Annotated in this window: 5 protein-coding genes; all 5 read right to left on the bottom strand. The window is 73.2% G+C overall.

What is annotated here, in order from left to right; all coding sequences use genetic code 11:
• Nucleotides 1-144 precede the first annotated feature (144 nt).
• The 5 genes from ACFWYS_RS07105 to ACFWYS_RS07085 are packed head-to-tail and all read right to left on the bottom strand — an operon-like array spanning nucleotide 145 to nucleotide 19546.
• Entirely contained in the window at nucleotides 145-3618 is a 3474-nt protein-coding gene (locus tag ACFWYS_RS07105) for an amino acid adenylation domain-containing protein (RefSeq protein ID WP_384764515.1), read from the bottom strand.
• A gap of 46 nt (nucleotides 3619-3664) precedes the next feature.
• The gene (locus tag ACFWYS_RS07100; protein ID WP_384764513.1) at nucleotides 3665-11575 is read right to left on the bottom strand and encodes an amino acid adenylation domain-containing protein; all 7911 of its coding nucleotides are present in this window, start codon (nucleotides 11573-11575) and stop codon (nucleotides 3665-3667) included.
• Entirely contained in the window at nucleotides 11572-16152 is a 4581-nt protein-coding gene (locus tag ACFWYS_RS07095) for an amino acid adenylation domain-containing protein (RefSeq protein WP_384764512.1), read from the bottom strand. The genes ACFWYS_RS07100 and ACFWYS_RS07095 overlap by 4 nt, the downstream gene beginning before the upstream one ends.
• A complete protein-coding gene (locus ACFWYS_RS07090) occupies nucleotides 16149-19328 on the bottom strand; it encodes an amino acid adenylation domain-containing protein (protein WP_384764510.1) in 3180 nt (1059 codons plus the stop codon). Before ACFWYS_RS07090 ends, ACFWYS_RS07095 begins: the two co-directional genes overlap by 4 nt.
• Nucleotides 19328-19546, bottom strand: coding sequence for an MbtH family protein (locus ACFWYS_RS07085; RefSeq protein WP_384764509.1), 219 nt, complete (start codon nucleotides 19544-19546; stop codon nucleotides 19328-19330). The genes ACFWYS_RS07090 and ACFWYS_RS07085 overlap by 1 nt, the downstream gene beginning before the upstream one ends.

The following is a 19546-nucleotide window of genomic DNA, read 5'->3' as shown; positions in this document are numbered from 1 at the left end:
CGCCCGTCGGTGCGGGTCACCCGGGGGGCGCTGCACAACTGGGCCCCGGGTTAAAATACGCGCGCGTGCGGCCGCGGGGGGGGGGGTGTTGGGGGGGTGGGGGGCGTTGGCGCCCCCCCACCCCTCCTTCCTTTCCCTTCTTCCTCACGCCTCGCGCAGTGCGGAGTCGACCTCGTCCGCCGACATGTCCTCGATCTCCAGATGGATCGCCGCGACCTGTTCGAGACGCCCGGGAGTGTCCTCCTCGGCGGAGAGCCGCTTGGCCATGCCGCCGGCCGTGAGGGTCGCGAAGAGGGAGCGTACGGAGACCACCGAGGTGTCCAGCGCCTCGCGCAGCCGGCCGACGATGACGGTGGCCAGCACCGAGTCGCCGCCGAGGGCGAAGAAGCCGTCGTCCAGGCCGACGCGTTCGACGCCGAGGACGTCCTGCCAGACGCGGGCCACGACCGTCTCCAGGGCGGTGCCGGGCGCCCGGTGCCGTTCCGCCTCCTCCAGCCGCCACAGCTCCTGTACGGCGCGCCGGTCGAGCTTGCCGTTGGAGGTGAGCGGCAGTTCCGCGGCGACGGCGATACGGGCCGGGACCATGTGCGGCGGCAGCACGGACCGCGCCCACTCCCGCAGCTGGTCCTCGCCCGTCCCCGCGTCGGCGGCCACCGCGGCCGCCAGCTGGACGCCCTGCCCGCGGGTCAGCCCGGCCACGGCCCGCCGCACGGCGGGGTGCCCGGCGAGCGCCGCCTCCACCTCGCCCAGCTCGATCCGGAAGCCGCGCACCTTGACCTGGTGGTCCCGGCGCCCGAGGAACTCCAGGGTGCCGTCGGGCCAGTACCGCGCGAGGTCCCCGGTGCGATACCAGCGCAGCCCGTCCGCCTCGGTGAACTTCTCGGCCGTACGTGCGGGATCGGCCCGGTACCCGAGCGCCACCCCGTCCCCGCCGATCCACAGCTCGCCCGGCACCCAGTCCGGACAGTCCCGCCCATGGGCGTCGACCACACGGCAGCGGACATTGCGCAACGGCGTGCCGTACGGCACCGCCCGCCAGTGCGCGGGCACCTGAGCCTGCGTCACCTCGCAGACGGTGGAGTGGATCGCGGTCTCCGTCGTCCCGCCCAGCCCGGTGAACCGGCAGCCGGGCGCCCGCTCGGCGAGCCGCCCCGGCAGGTCGGTGCCCACCCAGTCGCCGCCGAGCAACACCGCCCGCAGACCGGTGAGTTCGCCGGGTGCGGTGGCGAGGAGGAGCATGTCGAGGAGCGGGGGTACGCAGTTGAGGACCGTCACCGCGTGGGTCCGCACGAGGTCGGCCCACTGGCTCGCCTCACGCCGGTCGCCCTCGTCCACCAGCACGACGGCGCCGCCCGCGCTCAGCAGCCCGAAGATGTCGTACACGGAGAGGTCGAAGTCCAGGGCGGACAGGGCGAGGCATCGGTCCGAAGTGTCCACGCCGTAGCGGTCGTTGAGGTCGTCGACGGTGTTCATGGCGGCCCGGTGCGGCACTTCGACGCCCTTGGGCTCGCCGGTGGAGCCGGAGGTGAAGAGCACATAGGCGGGCTGCTCCTCGTCCACCACGACCAGTTCCGGCAGGGGCGCGGTGCGCACCGCCTCGGCGACCGGCAGGGCCTCCAGACCCTCGACCGGGCGTCCGTCGGTCAGCACGACGCGGAAGCCCGCGGTGGCACGGATACGGTCGCGCCGGGCGGGCGGCTGCTCGACGCCGATCGGCACATAGGCGGCGCCCGCGGCCAGGACGCCCAGTACGGCGGTGATCTGGTCGGGCCCCTTGGGCAGGCTGACCGCGACCGTGTCGCCGGGGCGCACGCCGCGCTCCACCAGCGCTGCCCCGGTCCGCAGCGCACGGTCGGCCAACTCGCCGTAGGACAGGGCGCCTTCGTCGCCCCACAGCAGGGCGGGGGCGTCCGGCCGCTCGGCGGCGCGTGCGAAGAAGCCCTGGTGCAGCAGCCGGTGGCTGCGCGGTCCGTCGGTGGCGTTGGCCTTGGCGCGGACCGCCGGCTGCCCGGGCGGCAGCAGCGCGGGCACCGGCCGCTCCCAGACCGTGCCGTCGGTGCCGAGCCGGGTGACGAGCCCGTGGAAGGCGGTGAACATCGCGTCGACCATGCCGGGCGGGAAGGCGTCCTCCCGCACGTCCCAGTTGACCAGCAGCCCGCCGTCGACCTCGGTCACCTGGGCGTCGAGAAGCACCTGCGGCCCCTGGGAGATGATCCAGACGGGCTTGCCGAAGGCCTGCCGTACGCCCGCGTCGAAGAGTTCACCCAGGTTGAGGGCGCTGGTGAACACCACGGGCGCGAGGACCTGTTCGCCGCCCAGCCGGGACAGGTCGCGCAGCACTTCCACGCCGGAGTAGTCGGCATGCGCCGCGTCCGTGTGCATACGGTCCTGGAGGCGCCGTGCGTGCTCGGTGAACGACCCCGGTTCGGCCAGGTCGACGTCGAGCAGCACCGAGCTGGTGAAGTCGCCGACGAGCAGGTCGACGTCGGGGTGGGAGCCCCTGCGGTCGAACATCGGCACGTTCAGCAGGAAGCGGGGCTGTCCGCTCCAGGCGGCCAGGACCTCGGAGAAGGCGGTCGCCACCGCCATGGCCGGGGTGAGCCCGTGCTGGTGGGCGCGGGCGGTCAGCCGTCGCTTCTCGGCGGGCGGCAGCCAGTGGTGGCGGCGGGTCACCCGGGTCGGATCCGTGCGCTCCGCCTCGGGCACCAGCGGCAGTTCGGGGGCGCTGGGCAGCTGCGGGATACGCCGCTGCCACCACTCCCCTGCCTGCTCCCGGCTCAGCCGCCGTACGTCCGAGCGCTCCGCGAGGTACTCCGGGTAGCTGGTACGGATCGGGGGGAGCGGGGTGGCGGGGTGCTCGTAGAGCTTGGCCAGGTCGGAGAGGAGGACCCGGTAGCTGAGAGCGTCGGCGGCGAGCATGTCGACGTCCACGTGCAGCCGGCTGGAGCCGTCCGGCAGCAGGGAGAGCTGCACGGAGAAGACCTGCCCGGCCGCGATGTCCAGACGGGCGTGCGAGGAGGAGTGCCGGACGTCCTCCAGCCCGGCCGCCGCCGTCCGGGCGTCCAGGGTGCGCAGATCGTGGACGACCGTCGCGGGCCCGGTGAGGCCGGGCAGGATCTGCTGGCGGCCGTCGTCGGTGAAGCGGGCGCGCAGCATGCCGTGGCGGGCCGCGAGAGCGCGTACGGCCATGTCGAGACGGTCGGGGTCGACGCCGGAGCCGTCGAACTCGACGTAGAGGTGGGCCGCGACCGCACCGAGGGTGGTCTCGTCGCCGCGGCCGATCCAGTACGCGTGCTGCATCACGGCCAGCGGGAAGGGCTCGCGGGGTTCGGGCGCGGGGGGCGACGGTGGCGGGGCCGGGGGCTCGGCGGGCCGCGCGGTGGCCGGGACATGGGCCGCGAGCAGCTCACGCCAGGCGCGCAGGGTGGGTTCCTTGGCCAGTTCGGCGAAGCTGACCCGGATGCCCCGCTTGCGCCAGCCGCCCGCGATCTTCATCAGGGTGATCGAGTCCAGGCCCCAGGCGATGAGGCTGTCGTCCTCGCTCGGCGGTGCCTCCGAGCCGAGTGTGTCGGTGACCGAACGGAGCAGCTCGTCCGCGGTCGGGTGGTGCTGCGTCACCGGTTCCTCCGAAGTCGTCCGTGGGGCTCAGAAGTCGTCCATGGGCTCAGAAGTCGTCGAGATCGTGCTCGGATTGGTCGAGACCGCTCTCGAAGTCGTCGAGGTCGTTCTCGAAGTCGTCGATGTCTTCCTGGGTCAGTTCGACCAGGGGCAGGTCCGACGGGGTGAGACCGCCCGCCGGGGTGTCCTCGGCGTGCCGGGCGAGGCCGTGCAGGGCGCGCTCCCAGAGGGCGAGCAGGTCTGCCGCCTCGGGCTCGGTCAGGAAGCCGTCCGGCCAGGACGCGGAGACATGCAGCCGGACGCCGTCCGCCTCCTCGACGGCGACGGCGTTGATCTCCAGGCCGACGGACGCGGTCGGCGCGGGCACGCGCAGCATGGGGGCCTCGGGGGCCAGTTCCCAGGGCTCGTCCGTCGCGCCGGACGCGGTGAATCGGCCGAGGTAGTTGAAGAGGATCTGTGGCTGCGGGAGCTTCTCCAGGGCGGGTGCGGTGTCGGGGTTGAGGTGGCGCAGAAGGCCGTAGCCGATGCCGTGGTCCGGTACGGCGCGCAGTTGCTCCTTGATCCGCTTGAGCGCGATGCCCGCGGCGGGCCCGCCGGAGAGCGCCTCGCCGGCATCGAGCGGGCCGGGGTCGACGGCGACCGGGTGGAACGTGGTGAACCAGCCGACCGTGGCGGACAGTTCGACGCCCTCGGCGATGTCCTCCTCGCGCCCGTGCCCCTCCAGGCCGACCAGCAGCGAACGTCCGGTCGGGTCACCGCGCCGTTCCCCCCAGGACGCGGCGGCGAGCGCCAGGGCGGTGAGCAGGACGTCGGGGACGGCGGCGTGATAGGCGGCGGGCACCTCGGTCAGCAGTGGCCCGGTGATCCCGGGCGGGAGCACCAGACTCCGCTCCCGCAGCCCGGCGCCGGCGTCGGGAGTGCGCTCGATCAGCGGACTCGCGCCGTCCAACGACTGTGTCCACCAGGCCAGTTCACGCACCCGGTCGGGCCGGTGGGCCTCCTCGCCGAGGAGCCTGCTCCAGGTGCGGAAGGGGGTGCCGCCACGCGGGAGGGCCCGGCCCGACTGCCAGGCCTCCGTGAGGTCGGACATGATGATCCGCCAGGACACACCGTCGACCACCAGGTGATGGGCCACGAGGAGCAGCCGTCCCGAGTCGGTGAACCAGACGGCCTGGAGCATGCGCCCGGCCGCCGGATCGAGCCGGGCCACGGCGGCGGCCAGCTGATCGTCGACTGCCGCGTCCCGCACCTGGCTCAGCAGCTCACCGGCGCGCACCGCTCCTTCGGCGGGCACCACCAACTTGTCCGTCAGCCGGGCACGGAGCATGTCGTGGCGGTCCAGCACCGCCTGGAGGACGGCGACGGCGACGGCGTACGTCAGCCCCGGCGGGGTCACGAGCAGGACCGCCTGCGCGAGACCGTCGTAGGACAGGTCCGGGCCCGCCGTCCAGTGCATGACCGGGGTCAGGTCCGCCTCGCCGACCGCCTCCTCCACCAGGCCGGTGTCGCTGCGCCCGGCGGGCTCGGTTCGCTCGGTGGCCACGGCGGCCAGCCCGGCCGGAGTCGGCGTCTGGAACACGTGCCGGGGGCTGAGCAGGAGACCGGCCTTGCGGGCCAGGGTCACCAGGCGGATGGAGACGATGCTGTCGCCGCCGAGCTCGAAGAAGTTGTCGTCGACGTCGACGCGGGCCACCCCGAGGACGGAGGCGAACAACTCGCAGAGCAGACACTCGCGTTCGTCGGCGGGCTCCCGGGCCGGCGCTGCCGGGGCCGTGGTCGCGGGCGCCGGCAGGGAGCCGCGGTCGACCTTGCCGGAGGGCAGCAGCGGGAAGGCGTCCAACGCGGTCAGGGTGCGCGGCACCATGTGTTCGGGCAGTCGTTCCCGGAGCCAGCCGTGCAGGTCGCCCGGCTCCTCGGCGGCCAGGTAGTACCCGGCGAGCTGCTTGACGCCCGGTGCGTCCTCCCGGATCACCACGACCCCGCGTCGGACGCCGGGATGCTGTTCGAGGATCGCCTCGATCTCCTCCAGCTCGACCCGCATACCGCGGATCTTCACCTGGTTGTCGGCCCGGCCGAGGAACTCCAGGGTGCCGTCGCGCTGCCACCGCACCAGATCGCCGGTGCGGTAGAGCCGTTCGCCGGGCGGGCCGAACGGTTCGGCCACCCAGTGGTCGGCCGTGCGGCGAGGGTCGTTCACATAGCCGCGGCCGAGATAGACGCCCCCGGCGTAGAGCTCGCCGGGCACGCCGACCGGCACGGGCTGGAGCCGGTCGTCCAGGACGTACAACCGCGTGTTGCCGTTCGGACGCCCGATGGAGACGGCGCTGCGGATCGCACCGGTCCGGTAGACGACGTGGCTGACGCCGATGGTCGCCTCGGCCGGCCCGTACCCGTGGTACATCACCGCGGGGCTCGCGGCCCGGAAGCGGGCGAACAGCTCGGGGGTGAGCACCTCGCCGCCGCACCACACATGCCTGAGCGAGCGGGCCCGCCGGGCGAAGCCGTCCAGCTCCAGGAGCAGGTCGAGCATCGAGGAGACGAGGTAGGTGAAGGTGACCCGGTGGCGTTCGACGGTGTCGAGGAGATAGTCGGCGTCGCGTTCGCCGCCGGGTTCGGCGATCACCACGCGGCCGCCGTTCACCAGAGGCAGGAAGATCTCGTTGATGGAGATGTCGAAGCCGAGCGGTGCCTTGAACAGGGCCGCGTCGTCGGTGCCGAAACCGAGCAGCCCGCGCTGCCACAACAGCCGGTGCGCGATGGCCCGGTGCCGGATCATCGCCCCCTTGGGGACGCCGGTCGAGCCGGAGGTGTAGATGACGTAGGCGAGGCCCTCGGGATCGACGGGGACGGCCGGGTTGTCGGTCTCCTGCGGACCGTCGAGGCGCACTTCCACGAACGGTGGGGCGTCGGCCCCGAACACCGCTGCGTTCCCCGGCCGCCCGAGCACCGCCGTCAGCGCCGCGTTCCGGCTCACCTCCACGATCCGGCGCGCCGGCCACGACGGCTCCAGGGGCACGAACGCCCCGCCCGCCTTCAGCACGGCGAGCAGTCCTACGACCATCTCCACCGAGCGTTCCAGATGGATGCCGACGCAGCGCTCGGGGCCGACCCCGAGTGAGGTCAGCTGCCGGGCAAGGGCGTTGGCGCGGGCGTTGAGCTCGGCGTACGTCAGTCGGGTACCGCCCTCGATGCCGTACTCCACGGCGGTGAGGTCAGGGGTCTTCGCCGCCTGTTCCTCCACCAGTGCGGTCAGGGTGGTGGCGGGCATGGGGTGGGCGGTGTCGTTCCACTCCCCCAGCATCCGGACGCGCTCGCGCGGGGTGAGGACGTCGGCCAGGGCAACGGGCAGGTCGGGGTGCCGGGCCAGCTCGCCGACCAGCCGCACGAACCGCTCGACCATGTCCTGGGCGGATTCACGGTCGTACAGGTCGCTGCTGTGGACAAGCGAGCCGGTGATGCCCCCGCCGTCCGCCCGTTCGAAGACGTGAAAGGCGAGGTCGGTCTTCGCCGTGTAGAGGTCGACGCGCAGTTCGCGCAGCGTCAGCCCCGCGAAGTCCCTTGTCTCGTCCGGGGCTTGCTGATGTGCGAGCATCACCTGGAAGAGCGGATGCCGGCCCATCGAGCGGGCCGGTGCGAGCGCGTCCACCAGCCGCTCGAACGGGACGTCCTGGTGGGCGTACGCGTCCACGTCGGTCTCGCGCACCCGGGCGAGCAGGGTACGGAAGGTCGGGTCGCCGGAGAGGTCGGTGCGCAGCACCAGCGTGTTGACGAAGAGACCCACGAGGTCGTCGAGCGCCGCGTCGCCCCGTCCGGCGACCGGCGTTCCGATGGGGATGTCGTCCCCCGCGCCGAGTCGGCCGAGCAGAACCGCGAGGGCGGCCTGGAGCGCCATGAAGACGGTGCCGCCGGCTTCCGCGGCGAGGTCCCGCAGCGCGTCGTGGACGTCCGGGCCGAGGTCGAAGTCCACGGCACCGGCCCGGTACCCGGCGACGGCCGGTCGAGGCCGGTCGACGGGCAGCTGGAGTTCCTCCGGTAGGCCCTCCAACTGCCGTGCCCAGTAATCGAGTTCGGCCTCGGCCGCCCCGCCCTCTTCTCCGAGCAACTGCCGCTGCCACAGCGTGTGGTCGGCGTACTGAACGGCGAGCGGCGGCCATGCGGGCCGGTCGCCTCGCGCCCTCGCCGCGTAGGCCGTCTCCAGGTCCCGCAGCATCGGCTCCGCCGACCAGCCGTCGGTCGCGATGTGATGGACGAGGAGGAGCAGGACGTGCTCCTCGGGGGCCAGGGCGTACAGCGTGGCTCGTACGGGAATCTCGGTGTCCAGCGCGAAGGAGTACGCGGCGGCCTCACGCAGCAGCGCGTAGAGTTCCCCAGCCCCGGCACCGGCCCCGGTCGGCACCATCTCGAACGGCACGGACGCGTCCGTCAGGATCCGCTGGTACGGGGTGCCGTCGTCGTCCGGGAAGACCGTGCGCAGGGCCTCGTGACGGGCCACGACGTCATCGAGGGCGGCGCGCAGCGCATCGCTGTCGAGCGGTCCGGTGAGGCGTACGGCGGTGTGGATGTTGTAGGTCGGGCTCGGCCCTTCCAGCCGGTACAGGAACCACAGCCTGGCCTGCGCGGAGGACAGCGGGACCGGGTCGGGGCGCCGGGCCGGCCGCAGCGCGGGGCGTCGTTCGGCGGCCGGGGCTGCCAGGAGCGGGGCGAGGGCGGCCACGGTCGGGGTGTCGAACACGGCGCGCAGGGGGACGACGGCTCCCAGCTCGGCCCGGATGCGGGCGACCAGGCGGGTGGCCAGCACGGAGTGGCCGCCGAGGGTGAAGAACTCGTCGTGGATGCCGACGGTGGGCAGGCCGAGCAGGTCGGCGAAGAGCGCGCACAGGGTCGCCTCCGCCCCGGTGCGGGGGGCGGTGGCGGTGGTGAGGCCGGAGAGGTCGGGGGCGGGCAGGGCCGCGCGGTCGAGTTTGCCGTTGGGGGTCAGCGGCAGGGCGTCGAGGACGACGACCGCGGCGGGCAGCAGGTGTTCGGGGAGCGTGGCCTTGAGGTCCTGCCTGGCCCGCAGCGGTTCCAGTGCGGCGCCGGGGTGGGGCACGGCGTACGCCACCAGCCTCGGCTCGCCCGGCTGGTCCTGACGTACCGTCACCGCCGCCTGGGACACGCCGGGCAGGGCGGCCACGGCGGCCTCGGTCTCGCCCGGCTCGACGCGGAAGCCGCGGATCTTGACCTGGTCGTCGGAGCGGCCGAGGAATTCCAGCGCCCCGTGCGCGGTCCAGCGGACCAGGTCGCCGGTGCGGTAGAGGCGGGTGCCGGGCGGGCCGTACGGGTCGGCGACGAAACGGTCGGCCGTGAGGCCGGGCCGGCGCAGATAGCCGCGGGCCAGCTGGGCGCCGCCGAGGTAGAGCTCGCCGGGGACGCCGGGCGGTACGGGGCGGAGGGCGGCGTCCAGCACGAGGGTGCGGGTGTTCCACACCGGGCGGCCGATCGGCACGGAACCGGCGGCGGACCGCGTCCCGTCGGCGCACGGCCAGGCGGTGACGTCGACGGCGGCCTCGGTGGGGCCGTACAGGTTGTGCAGTTCGGTTCCGGGCAGCGACTCGGCGCAGCGCTCGGCGAGTTCGGCGGGAAGGGCCTCGCCGCTGCACACGATTCTGCGCAGGATGCCGCGCGCCTGCCCGGCGGCGGGGTCGTCGAGGAACACACGCAGCATCGAGGGCACGAAGTGCACGGTGGTGACGCGCCGGTCGCGGATCAGCTCGGCGAGGTAGCCGGGGTCGCGGTGGCCGCCGGGCCGGGCGAGCACCAGCACGGCGCCGGTGATCAGCGGCCAGAAGAACTCCCAGACGGAGACGTCGAAACTGGCCGGCGTCTTCTGCAGCACACGGTCCCCGGGGCCGAGTCCGTACGTCTCCTGCATCCACAGCAGCCTGTTGACGATCCCGGCGTGCGGGACGACGGCCCCCTTGGGGCGGCCGGTGGAGCCGGAGGTGTGAATGACGTAGGCGGGGTGCTCGGGCCGCAGGGGCCGCAGCCGGTCCTCGTCGGTGAGCTCCGCGGAGTCGAAGGCGGAGGTGTCCGTGTCGATCAGGAGGAGGGGGACTCCGGACGGCAGTACGCGGGCCGTGTCCGTGGCGGTCAGGACGAGCGTCGGTTCGGCGTCCTGCACCATGAACGCCAGTCGCTCGGCCGGGTAGCCGGTGTCCAACGGCACATACGCCGCGCCCGCCTTCAGCACCGCGAGCAACGCCACCACCAGGTCGGTTCCGCGGTCCAGGGCCACACCCACGAGGTGCTCGGGGCCCACGCCGTGGGAGACCAGCAGCCGGGCCAGGCGGTTGGCGCGGGCGTGCAGGGTGGCGTGGTCGAGGACGGGCGAGCCGTCGTCGGCGATGAGGGCCGGGGCGCCGGGAGTGCGTGCGGCCTGCCGGCCGAGGAGGTCGGGCAGATGGGTGGCGGGGACGGGGTGGTCGGTGGCGTTCCAGTCCGACAGGACCCGGCGCTCCTCGGCCTCCGTCATCAACGGCAGCCGGGAGAGGGCGAGTTCGGGGTCGGTGAGGGCCGCGGCGAGGAGCGTCTCCAGGTGCCGGAGCAGCCGGTCGACGGTGTCCGGGGTGAAGAGGCCGCTGCGGTAGGTGGCCTCGATCCGCAGGCGGCCGCCGGTGAGGAAGGCCTCCAGGGACAGGTCGAACTGGGTGGTGTCGTTGTGGACGGTCTCCCACTCGGCGGTCACGCCCGGAAGCCGCGGTCCTTCGAGCCCCTGGGTGAGGAAGAGCAGCATGACGTCGAAGTAGACGGACCGGCCGGGCTGCCGTTCCGGCTTCAGTCGCTCCACCAGTTTGTCGAACGGCATGTCCTGGTGGGCGTAGCCGTCCGTGCACACCTGCTTGACCCGCTCGACCAGTTCGCCGAAGCCGGGATCGCCGTCGAGATCGGCGCGCAGGGCGAGGGTGTTGCCGAAGTTGCCGATCAGCTTTTCGAGGCCGGGCAGGTCGCGGTTCATGACGGCCGAGCCGATGGGGATGTCGGTGGCGCCCGTGGTGCGGTGCAGCAGGGCGGCCAGAGCGGCGAACAGCACCATGAAGGGCGTCGCGCCCGCACCCCGCGCGAAGGCGGTGAGCCGGTCGGTGACGTCGGGGGCGAAGGTGTGGAAGCGGCGGTCGCCGTGCGCGGTGGGGCGGGCGGTGCGTGGGGCGTCGGTGGGCAGGGAGAGGGGGCGCGGCTCGGGTACCAGCGTGGTGCGCCAGTGGTCGAGGTGGTCGGAGAGTCGCTCGTCCGTCCAGGTGGTGCGCTGCCAGTGCGCGAAGTCGCCGTACTGGAGGGGCAGTTGATCGAGCAGCGGTGCGGGATCGCCGTTGACGGCCGCGCGGTAGAGGGCGGTCAGGTCGCGGGAGAGGGCGTTGAACGTCCCTCCGTCCCAGGCGATGTGATGCACGGTCAGGACAAGGGTGTGGTCCTGCTCCGCGCGCCGGACCAGCAACGCGCGCAGTGGGTGGTCGGCGGCGAGGTCGAAGGGCGTCGCCGAGGCGGTCCGGGCCAGTTCCGCCGCCCTGCGCTCCTGCTCCTCCCCTGCCTGACCGCGCAGGTCGGCCGTGGCGAACTCCACCTCGGCCCCGGCGTCCACGATCTGCTCCGGGGTGCCGTCGGCGGTGGCCGGGTAGCGGGTGCGGAGTATCTCGTGCCGGTCGAGCAGCCCTTGGAGGGCCGTGCGCAGGGCCGTCGGGTCGAGCGGGCCGCGCAGGCGGATGGCGAGGCAGACGTTGTAGGCGGGGCTGGCCGGGTCGAGCTGCTGAAGCAGCCACATCCTGGACTGGGCGTACGACAGCGGCAGCCGGGCCGTGTCCGCGGGCCGGGGCGGGATGCGCTCGGTGTGGGTGGCCGCGTCGGCCAGACCGGCGCTCTCCAGCCTGCGGCGCAGGAGTTCGCGCTTGCGTGCGGCGAGGTCGGCGGCGGGGGTCTGCGTCACTGGTCTCCGCCTTTCAGGAGCAGTTCGAGGGACGTGGTCCACAGCGCGGCCAGCCGCTCGATATCGGCCTGTGTGAACAGCCGTTCCGGCCACTGCCAGCACACCGAGAGTTCCGTCCCGCTGATCACCGCGTCGACGACGAGGGCGTAGGGGGCGGGCATGGCGGGGTCGGCTCCGCTGCCCATGGCACCCGTCTCGGGGGCGCTGGTGAACACGGCGGTGTCGCGGCGCTCGCCCATCGTCATCCGGCCCAGGTAGTTGAACTGGATCTGGGGATCGGCCAGTTGGGCGAGTTGCGGGGCGGTCTCCGGGTTGAGGTGGCGGAGCAGGCCGTAGCCGATTCCCTTGTCGGGAACGGCGCTCAGCTGGTCGCGGACGCGGCGTACGTGGTCCGTGGCGCCGGGGTCGAGCCGGACCGGGAAGACGCTGGTGAACCAGCCGAGGGTGCCGGTGAGGTCGGCGCCGGGGAGGAGGTGCTCCTCGCGGCCGTGGCCCTCCAGGGCGATCAGGACCGAGGGGTCGGGGCCGCCCCGCCAGGACGGTACGGCGAGGGCCAGCGCGGTCAGCAGCACTTCCTGGACGCCGGCCGTGGTCAGGGTTGCGGTGTGCTCCGCGCCCAGCGTGGTCCAGTGCCTGTGGAGGGTGGCCCTGGTGTCCCGGGCGGGGTCCAGGGGGCCGGCTCCCAAGGGCGGTTCGGGCCGGTCCAGTACGCCCTTCCAGTAGGCGAGTTCGGCCGAGCGGGTCGGTGCCAGTTCCTGAAGCGCCCGCGCCCACTCACGGAAGGAGGTGCCGACGGGTGACGGGTCCCTGCCCTCCCAGGCGGCGGCCAGGTCTGCGACCAGGACCCCCCAGGACGCCGCGTCGGCCACCAGGTGGTGCAGCACGACGAGGAGCCGCCCCTCGCGACCGCCGCCGGCGTCGAACCACAGGAACCTCGCCATCACCCCGGCCGCCGGATCGAGCTCGGCCACCAGCTCGTCCATCGCCTCCGGCACCAGCGTGCCGATCGCCGTGTGCTCCAGGCGCTCGGCATCGATCCGGCGTACGTGGTCGGCTGCGCGGGCCGTGCCTGCGGGCGCGGCATGGAAACGCCAGGTCCCGTCCGCTGCCCGGGCGAAGCTGGAGCGCAGCAGGTCGTGCCGGTCCAGGACGGACTGGACGGTGCGCTGCAGGCCGTCGAGGTCCATGCCGGGCGGGGTGCGCAGGAAGCGGGCCTGGCTGAAGGCGCGGAAGGGGCCGCCCTGCTCGGTGAGCCAGGTCAGGATGGGGGTGAGGGGTATGTCGCCGGTGCCGGCGGAGGGGTCGGAGGTCCGGTGTTCTGTGGTGCCGGTGCGGGATGCGCCGGTGCCCGCCCATTCAGCGAGTTCGGCGAGTTCCGCGAGCTCGGCGATCGTGGGCCGTTCGAACACGTCCCGCGGCGAGATCGTGAACCCGGCCGCCCTTGCCTGGCTGACCAGCCGCATCGACACGATGCTGTCGCCGCCGAGGGCGAAGAAGCTGTCGTGCACCCCGACCGAGTCCAGCCCCAGCACATCCGCGAACAGGAGGGCGAGCCGCTCCTCGGCCGGGTTCCGGGGCGGCTGCGCGGCCGGCCCCGCGGACCGGGTCGGCGCCGGAAGGGCGGCGGTGTCCAGCTTGCCGTTGAGGGTGAGCGGGAAGCCGTCCACGGGGACGAAGGCCGACGGCACCATGTAGTCGGGCAGTACGGCGGACACGGCCCGGCGCAGCAACTCCGCGACCTCCTCGGTGGGCGGTGCGGACAGGACGACGTAGGCGACCAGCCGCCGTACCCCTGGGGCGTCTTCGCGGACGACGACCGCCGCTCGCTCGACGAGGTCGTGCTCCAGCAGGACCGCCTCGATCTCGCCGGGTTCGATCCGGTAGCCCCTGATCTTGACCTGGTCGTCGACCCGGCCCAGGCACTCCACCAGGCCGTCCTCGGTCCAGCGGGCGATGTCGCCGGTGCGGTACATGCGTGCGCCGGGGGCGCCGGAGAAGGGGTCGGCGACGAAACGGCTCGCGGTGGCCGCCGGTTGGCCGAGGTAGCCGCGGGCCAGGCCGGCGCCCGCCACGTACAGCTCGCCCTCGACTCCGACGGGGACGGGGTTGAGGTGTCCGTCCAGGATGTAGAGGGTGCCGCCTGCCACGGGGCGGCCGATGGCGGGGTGGTCGGTGCGGGCGAGGTCGCAGTCGGCCGAGTCGACGGTGCATTCGGTGGGGCCGTAGAGGTTGTGCGCGGCGAGTCCGTCGGTGTCGCGCAGGGTGCGCCAGAGGTCGGGCGGTACGGCCTCGCCGCCGACGCCGATGACCTTCAACTCGGCCTGCCAGTCACTCCCTTGGGCGACCAGCTCGCCGAGCAGCGACGGGGACAGCTCGATGAACTCGATGGCGTGCCTGGCCAGGAAGTCCCGCAGGGCTGCGGGGTCGCGGCGGACGTCCTCGGGGACCATGTGCAGTTCGTGGCCGGCGAACATCCACAGCATGGGCTGCCAGGAGGCGTCGAAGGCGATGGGCCAGGCGTGGCCGATGCGGAGGGGGCGTCCGCCGGTGGCCTTGGAGGCGGGGTTGTGCAGGGCGGTGTTGTGGGCCGTGAAGAGGTTGGTGATGGCTCGCTGGGGGACGACTACGGCTTTGGGGCGGCCGGTGGAGCCGGAGGTGTGGATGACGTAGGCGGGGTGTTCGGGGAGGAGGGGATGGTGGCGGTCGGTGTCGGTGAGGTTGGAGGCGGGTGTGTGCGCGAGGCGCTGTCGCGTGTCGGGGGCGTCGAGAAGCACTGAGCGGTCGGGGGGCGCTGCCGGATGGCGGCTACCGGTTGTCCGTGGCTGGTCGCGCCCACGCGGCGGAGCCGCATATGTCGCGGCCCCGCGCCCCTTTGGGGGCGTTGCGGTCGACGTTGTTATGAGCGCCACCGGGCTCGCATCCGCCAGCATCCCGGCGATCCGCTCCTCCGGCCATGCCGGATCCAGGGGCAGATAGGCCGCGCCCGCCTTCTGGATCGCCAGGAGTGCGATCATGATGTCCGGCGTCGGAGGCAGGGCGAAGGCCACGATCTGCTCCGGTCCGGCTCCCAACTCCACCAGATGCCGGGCGAGTTGGTTCGCGGCGCTGTTCAGTTGCTCGAACGTCAGACTCCGGCCGTCCCCGACCACCGCCACCGCGTCCGGCGTGCGCGCCGCCTGCGCCTCGAACACCTCCGGCATCGTGCGGTACGGCACCGGCAGCCGCTCCCCCGCCCCGCCCGCCAGCAGCGCCGTCCGCTCCTCGGGGGCGAGGACGTCCAGGCGGGCCAAGGGGACGTCGGGGGCGGCCAGCACCGCCAGGAGCAGGCGCTCGAAGCGGCCCGCCAGCCTCTCCACCGCCGCACGCTCGTAGCAGTCGGGGCGGAACTCGAAGACGACGCCCAGCCGGCGTTCGGCCAGTACGGCCAGGGTCAGGGGGTAATGGGTAGCCCCTGAGCCCTTCACGTCGACAATGCGCAGACCGGCGGATGCCTCGGCCTCGGCCACCGCGGTCTCGTCGATGGGGTAGTTCTCGAAGACCAGCAGAGTGTCGAAGAGGTCGCCCGCGCCGGCGAGGCGCTGGATCTCGGTGAGGCCCAGGTGCTGGTGGTCCATCAGGCGTGACTGCTCGTCCTGCAGTCGGCGCAGGAAGTCGCCCGCCCGTTCGGCCGGCGGTACGGTCGCCCGGACCGGCACCGTGTTGATGAACAGGCCGATCATGGACTCCGTCCCGGCGAGTTCGGCGGGCCGTCCGGCCACCGTCGCGCCGAAGACGATGTCGTCCCGGCCGGTCAGCCGGGCCAGCAGCAGCGCCCAGAGGCCCTGCACGACCGTGTTGACGGTGATGCCCCTGCTCCGCGCGAACTCCTGTACCCGTCCGGTCAGTTCTTCGGTCAACCGCAGGGTATGCAGCTCGGGCGGTACCGGGACCAGCCCGGCGGACGACGGCGCCAGGACCGTCGGTGCCGCGCCGGCCAGCGCCGTGCGCCAGGCCTCGGCGGAGGCTTCGCGGTCGCGGGAGGCCAGCCAGGCGAGGAAGTCCCGGTACGGCCGTACGGCGGGCAGCGGGGCCGTCGTGCCGGGGGCGAGCCGGGCGGCGTAGAGCTGGAGGAGTTCGCGGACCAGGAGGGGGATGGACCAACCGTCCAGCAGGAGGTGGTGGTTGGTGAGGATCAGGAGCCAGCGGTCGGCGCCCCGGCGCACGAGTGTCAGGCGCAGCAGGGGTGGGTCGGTGAGGTCGAAGCGGGCGGCTGCGTCCGCGGCGATCAGGGCGGCGGGGTCGCCGTCCTCCTCGGCCCAGTTCACGGGTACCTGTTTGAGCACCACCTGCACCGGTTCGTCCAGGTCCTCGTGCAGGAAGGCGCTGCGCAGGCCGGCGTGCCGGGCGAAGAGTTCCTCGGCGGCGGTGCGCAGCAGTGCGGGGCGCAGGGGGCCCTCGATCTCCACCAGGGACTGCATGGTGTAGACGTCCTGGGCGCCCTCGTCGAACAGGGCGTGGAACAGCAGGCCCTGCTGGAGCGGGGAGAGCGGCAGAACGTCCTCGACCAGGGAACCGTCGTCCCCGGGTGTCTTGCTCATCGAGTCCTCCACCTCGCCTTGACCTTGTCGAGCTGCGACTGGCTGAGTGACACCAGTGGGGCGCCGGTCGGAGTGAACTCCTCGGGCGCGGGGCCGGTTTCGTCGGGCAGGGCCCGGGCGAGCCCGGCCGGGGTGCGGTGGGTGAACACGTCCCGCGGCGACAGGGCGAGTCCGGCTCTGCGGGCGCGGTCGGCCAGGCGGACCGAGACGATGCTGTCGCCGCCGCGTTCGAAGAAGTCGTCGTGGACGCCGACCCGTTCCAGCCCGAGCACCTCCGCGAACAGCCCGCACAGCACCTTCTCCGGTTCGGTGCGCGGTGGTTCGAAGGCGGATGTCTCCGTGAAGTCGGGGGCGGGCAGGGCGCGTCGGTCGAGTTTGCCGCTGGGGGTGCGCGGCAGGTCGTCCAGCACCACCACGGCCGACGGGACGAGGTGGGCGGGCAGCCGCTCGGCGAGGGCGCGCCGCAGGGTGAGGGGGTCGAGGTCGGTGCCGGGGGCCGCGGTGACGTAGGCGACCAGGCGTCGTGGGGCCGAGCCGTCCTCCCGGACCACGACCGCGGCCCTGCCGACATCCGGCAGCGCCCGTATCGCCGCCTCGATCTCGCCGGGTTCGATCCTGAAGCCCCTGACCTTGACCTGGTCGTCGGCCCGGCCGAGGAACTCCACCGTGCCGTCGGCCCGCAGCCTCGCCAGATCGCCGGTGCGGTAGAGGCGGCTGCCCGACGGGCCGAAGGGGTCTGCTACGAACCGTTCGGCGGTGCGGCCCGGTTGGTTGAGGTAGCCGCGGGCCAGACCTGCTCCAGCCAGGTACAGCTCGCCGACCGCGCCGACGGGCGACGGGTGCAGGAACGGGTCGAGGACGTGGGCGCGGGTGTGCGCGATCGGCTGTCCGAGCGGCACGGGGCCTTCGCCGCCGTCGTGGACCTGGACGAGGCTGTCGCCGGCCGCCTCGGAGCAGCCGTAGAGGTTGACCAGTCGCGCGTGTGGCCAGCGCCGGGTGATCGCCTCGGCGAGTTCGCCGGGGAGGGGTTCGCCGCTGGAGATCCAGGTGCGGACGGAGGCGAAGGCGTCCGGCGGGGCGGATTCGACGAGGGTGGTGTAGAGGCTGGGGACCGCGGTGAGGAGGGTGGCCCGGTGGCGGTCGGCCAGTGCGGCGAGGGCCGTCGGGTCGCCGGTCGCCTCGTCGTCGGCGAGTGCCACCGCTTCGCCGGCGACGAGGGCGCCGAGCAGTTCGGTGAGGCCGTCGATGAAGCTCAGCGGGCTCTTCGAGACGCGGACACCGCGTCCGGCGTCCCCCAGCTCCCGGCCCCAGCGGAGCCGGTTGGCCAGCGCCCGCTGGGTTCCGATCACCCCCTTGGGGCGGCCGGTGGAGCCCGAGGTGAAGATGACGTACGCCGGGTGGTCGGGAGACAGCGGCGGTCGTTCTCGTACGGCTGCCTCCGCGTCCGGCGGGCACACCAACTCCCGGTCGACGCCGAGCTGTTGGGCCGTGGGTGGATCGCAGATCACCAGTCGGGGCTGTGCGTCGTCCAGCATCAGCGCGATGCGGTCCGGCGGGTAGCCCGGGTCGATCGGCATACAGGCCGCTCCGGCCTTCAGTACCGCGAGGAGCGCGGTGACCAGGTCGGGGCTGCGGGGCAGGGCCACGGCGACGACGGACTCCGGGCCGGTGCCCCGTGCGGTCAGGGCAGCCGCCAATCGGTCGGCGCGGGCGTCGAGTTCGGTGAAGGTCAGGGTGGTGTCGTCGTGGAGGACGGCGGGGGCGTCGGGGGTGTGGGCCGCCTGGTCCTCGAACAGTTCGCGGACCGTGAGGTGCGGGAGGGGTTGCTCGTTTCGGGCGTCCGGCTCGTGTGCCTGGGGCGGCGGGCCGAGCCGGGCCACGGGGGTCTCGGGCCGTTCGGTGAAGTCCCGGACCAGCAGGTCCAGTTGGGACGCGATGTGGGTCACGGCAGCACGGTCCAACACGCTCGGCCGATGGCTGAAGGTCAGCGTCAGCCGGGTGCCGGGCAACGCGGTGAGGGTCAGCGGGTAGTGCGTGGCGTCATGGACCGAGACATCCGTCATGCGCAGGCCGTCGGCCCCGAGGGCGCGGGCGATGCCGTCGTCGTCGATGGGGTAGCTCTCGAAGACGACCAGGGTGTCGAACAGGGCGGTGTGTCCGGCGGCGCGCTGGATGTCGGCGAGGCCGAGGTGCCGGTGGTCGAGGAGGGCGGACTGCTCGGACTGGAGGCGGGTCAGCAGGTCGGCGAGGGTTTCGGCGGGGCGTAACCGTACGCGGACCGGCAGGGTGTTGATGAAGAGGCCGACCATCGACTCGATGCCGGGGACGTCGGCGTCGCGCCCGGAGACGGTGGCGCCGAGGACGACGTCCGTGCGGCCGGTGAGTCTGCCGAGCAGCACGGCCCACAGGCCCTGGAGCACGGTGCTGACGGTGAGACCGTGGGCCCGGGCGGTGGCGGTGAGGGCCTCGGTGTCCCGCTCGGAGAGTTCCCGTACCAGCCTCTCGGGCTCCTCGGCGGGCAGGTCCCGGGCATCCGGCGCGATCAATGACGGATCGTCAAGTCCTGCCAGCGCGACCTGCCATGAACGCTCGGCGGCCGCCCGGTCCTGTCGTGCCAGCCAGGCCAGGTAGTCGCGGTACGGCCGTGCGCGGGGCAGGGCGTCGGGGTCGCCGTCGGCGGCGTACAGCTGGAAGAGTTCGCGGACCAGGACGGGCGCGGACCAGCCGTCCCAGAGCAGATGGTGGGAGGAGATCACCAGGCGGTGGTCGCGCGCGTCGAGCGCGATCAGGCGGAACCGCAGCAGCGGTGGCCGGGCCAGGTCGAACCGCTCGGCACGGTCCTGGGCGAGCAGCCGCTCCAGGGCCGGTTCGCGTGTCTCCGGCGGCAGGGCGGACAGGTCGGTGACCTGCCAGGGCGCCCTGACCGTGCTCCTGATCACCTGGACGGGGCTTCCGGAGCGCCGGGTGCGGAACGCGGCCCGCAGGTTGGCGTGCCGGACGAGCAGCCGCGCGACCGCCGTGCCCATCCGTTCCTGGTCCACCGGGCCGTCGAGGCGGAGGGTCATCTGGCCGGTGTAGACGTCGAGCCCCTGCTCGTCGTACAGCGCGTGGAAGACCATCCCCTCCTGCATGGGCGACAGGGGGAGGACGTCCTCCACGGCCGGGCGGCCGGCCATCAGCCCTCGGCCCGGCGCATGGCCTCGGCGAGGCTGCGCGGGCGCATGTCCGTCCAGTGCCGTTCGATGTACTCCAGGCAGGCGGCCCGGTCGGCCGGGCCGTGCACGCAGGACCAGCCGTCGGGGACGGGGACGAAGTCCGGCCACAGGGAGTGCTGGCCCTCGTCGTTGACCAGGACACGGAAGACGCCGCTGTCGTCGTCGAAGGGGTTGGCCAT

This window comes from Streptomyces sp. NPDC059010 (genome assembly GCF_042740355.1).
Lineage (GTDB): Bacteria > Actinomycetota > Actinomycetes > Streptomycetales > Streptomycetaceae > Streptomyces.
Note: the sequence above shows the minus strand (reverse complement) of the source record. Positions and strands in the feature narration are given on the sequence as shown.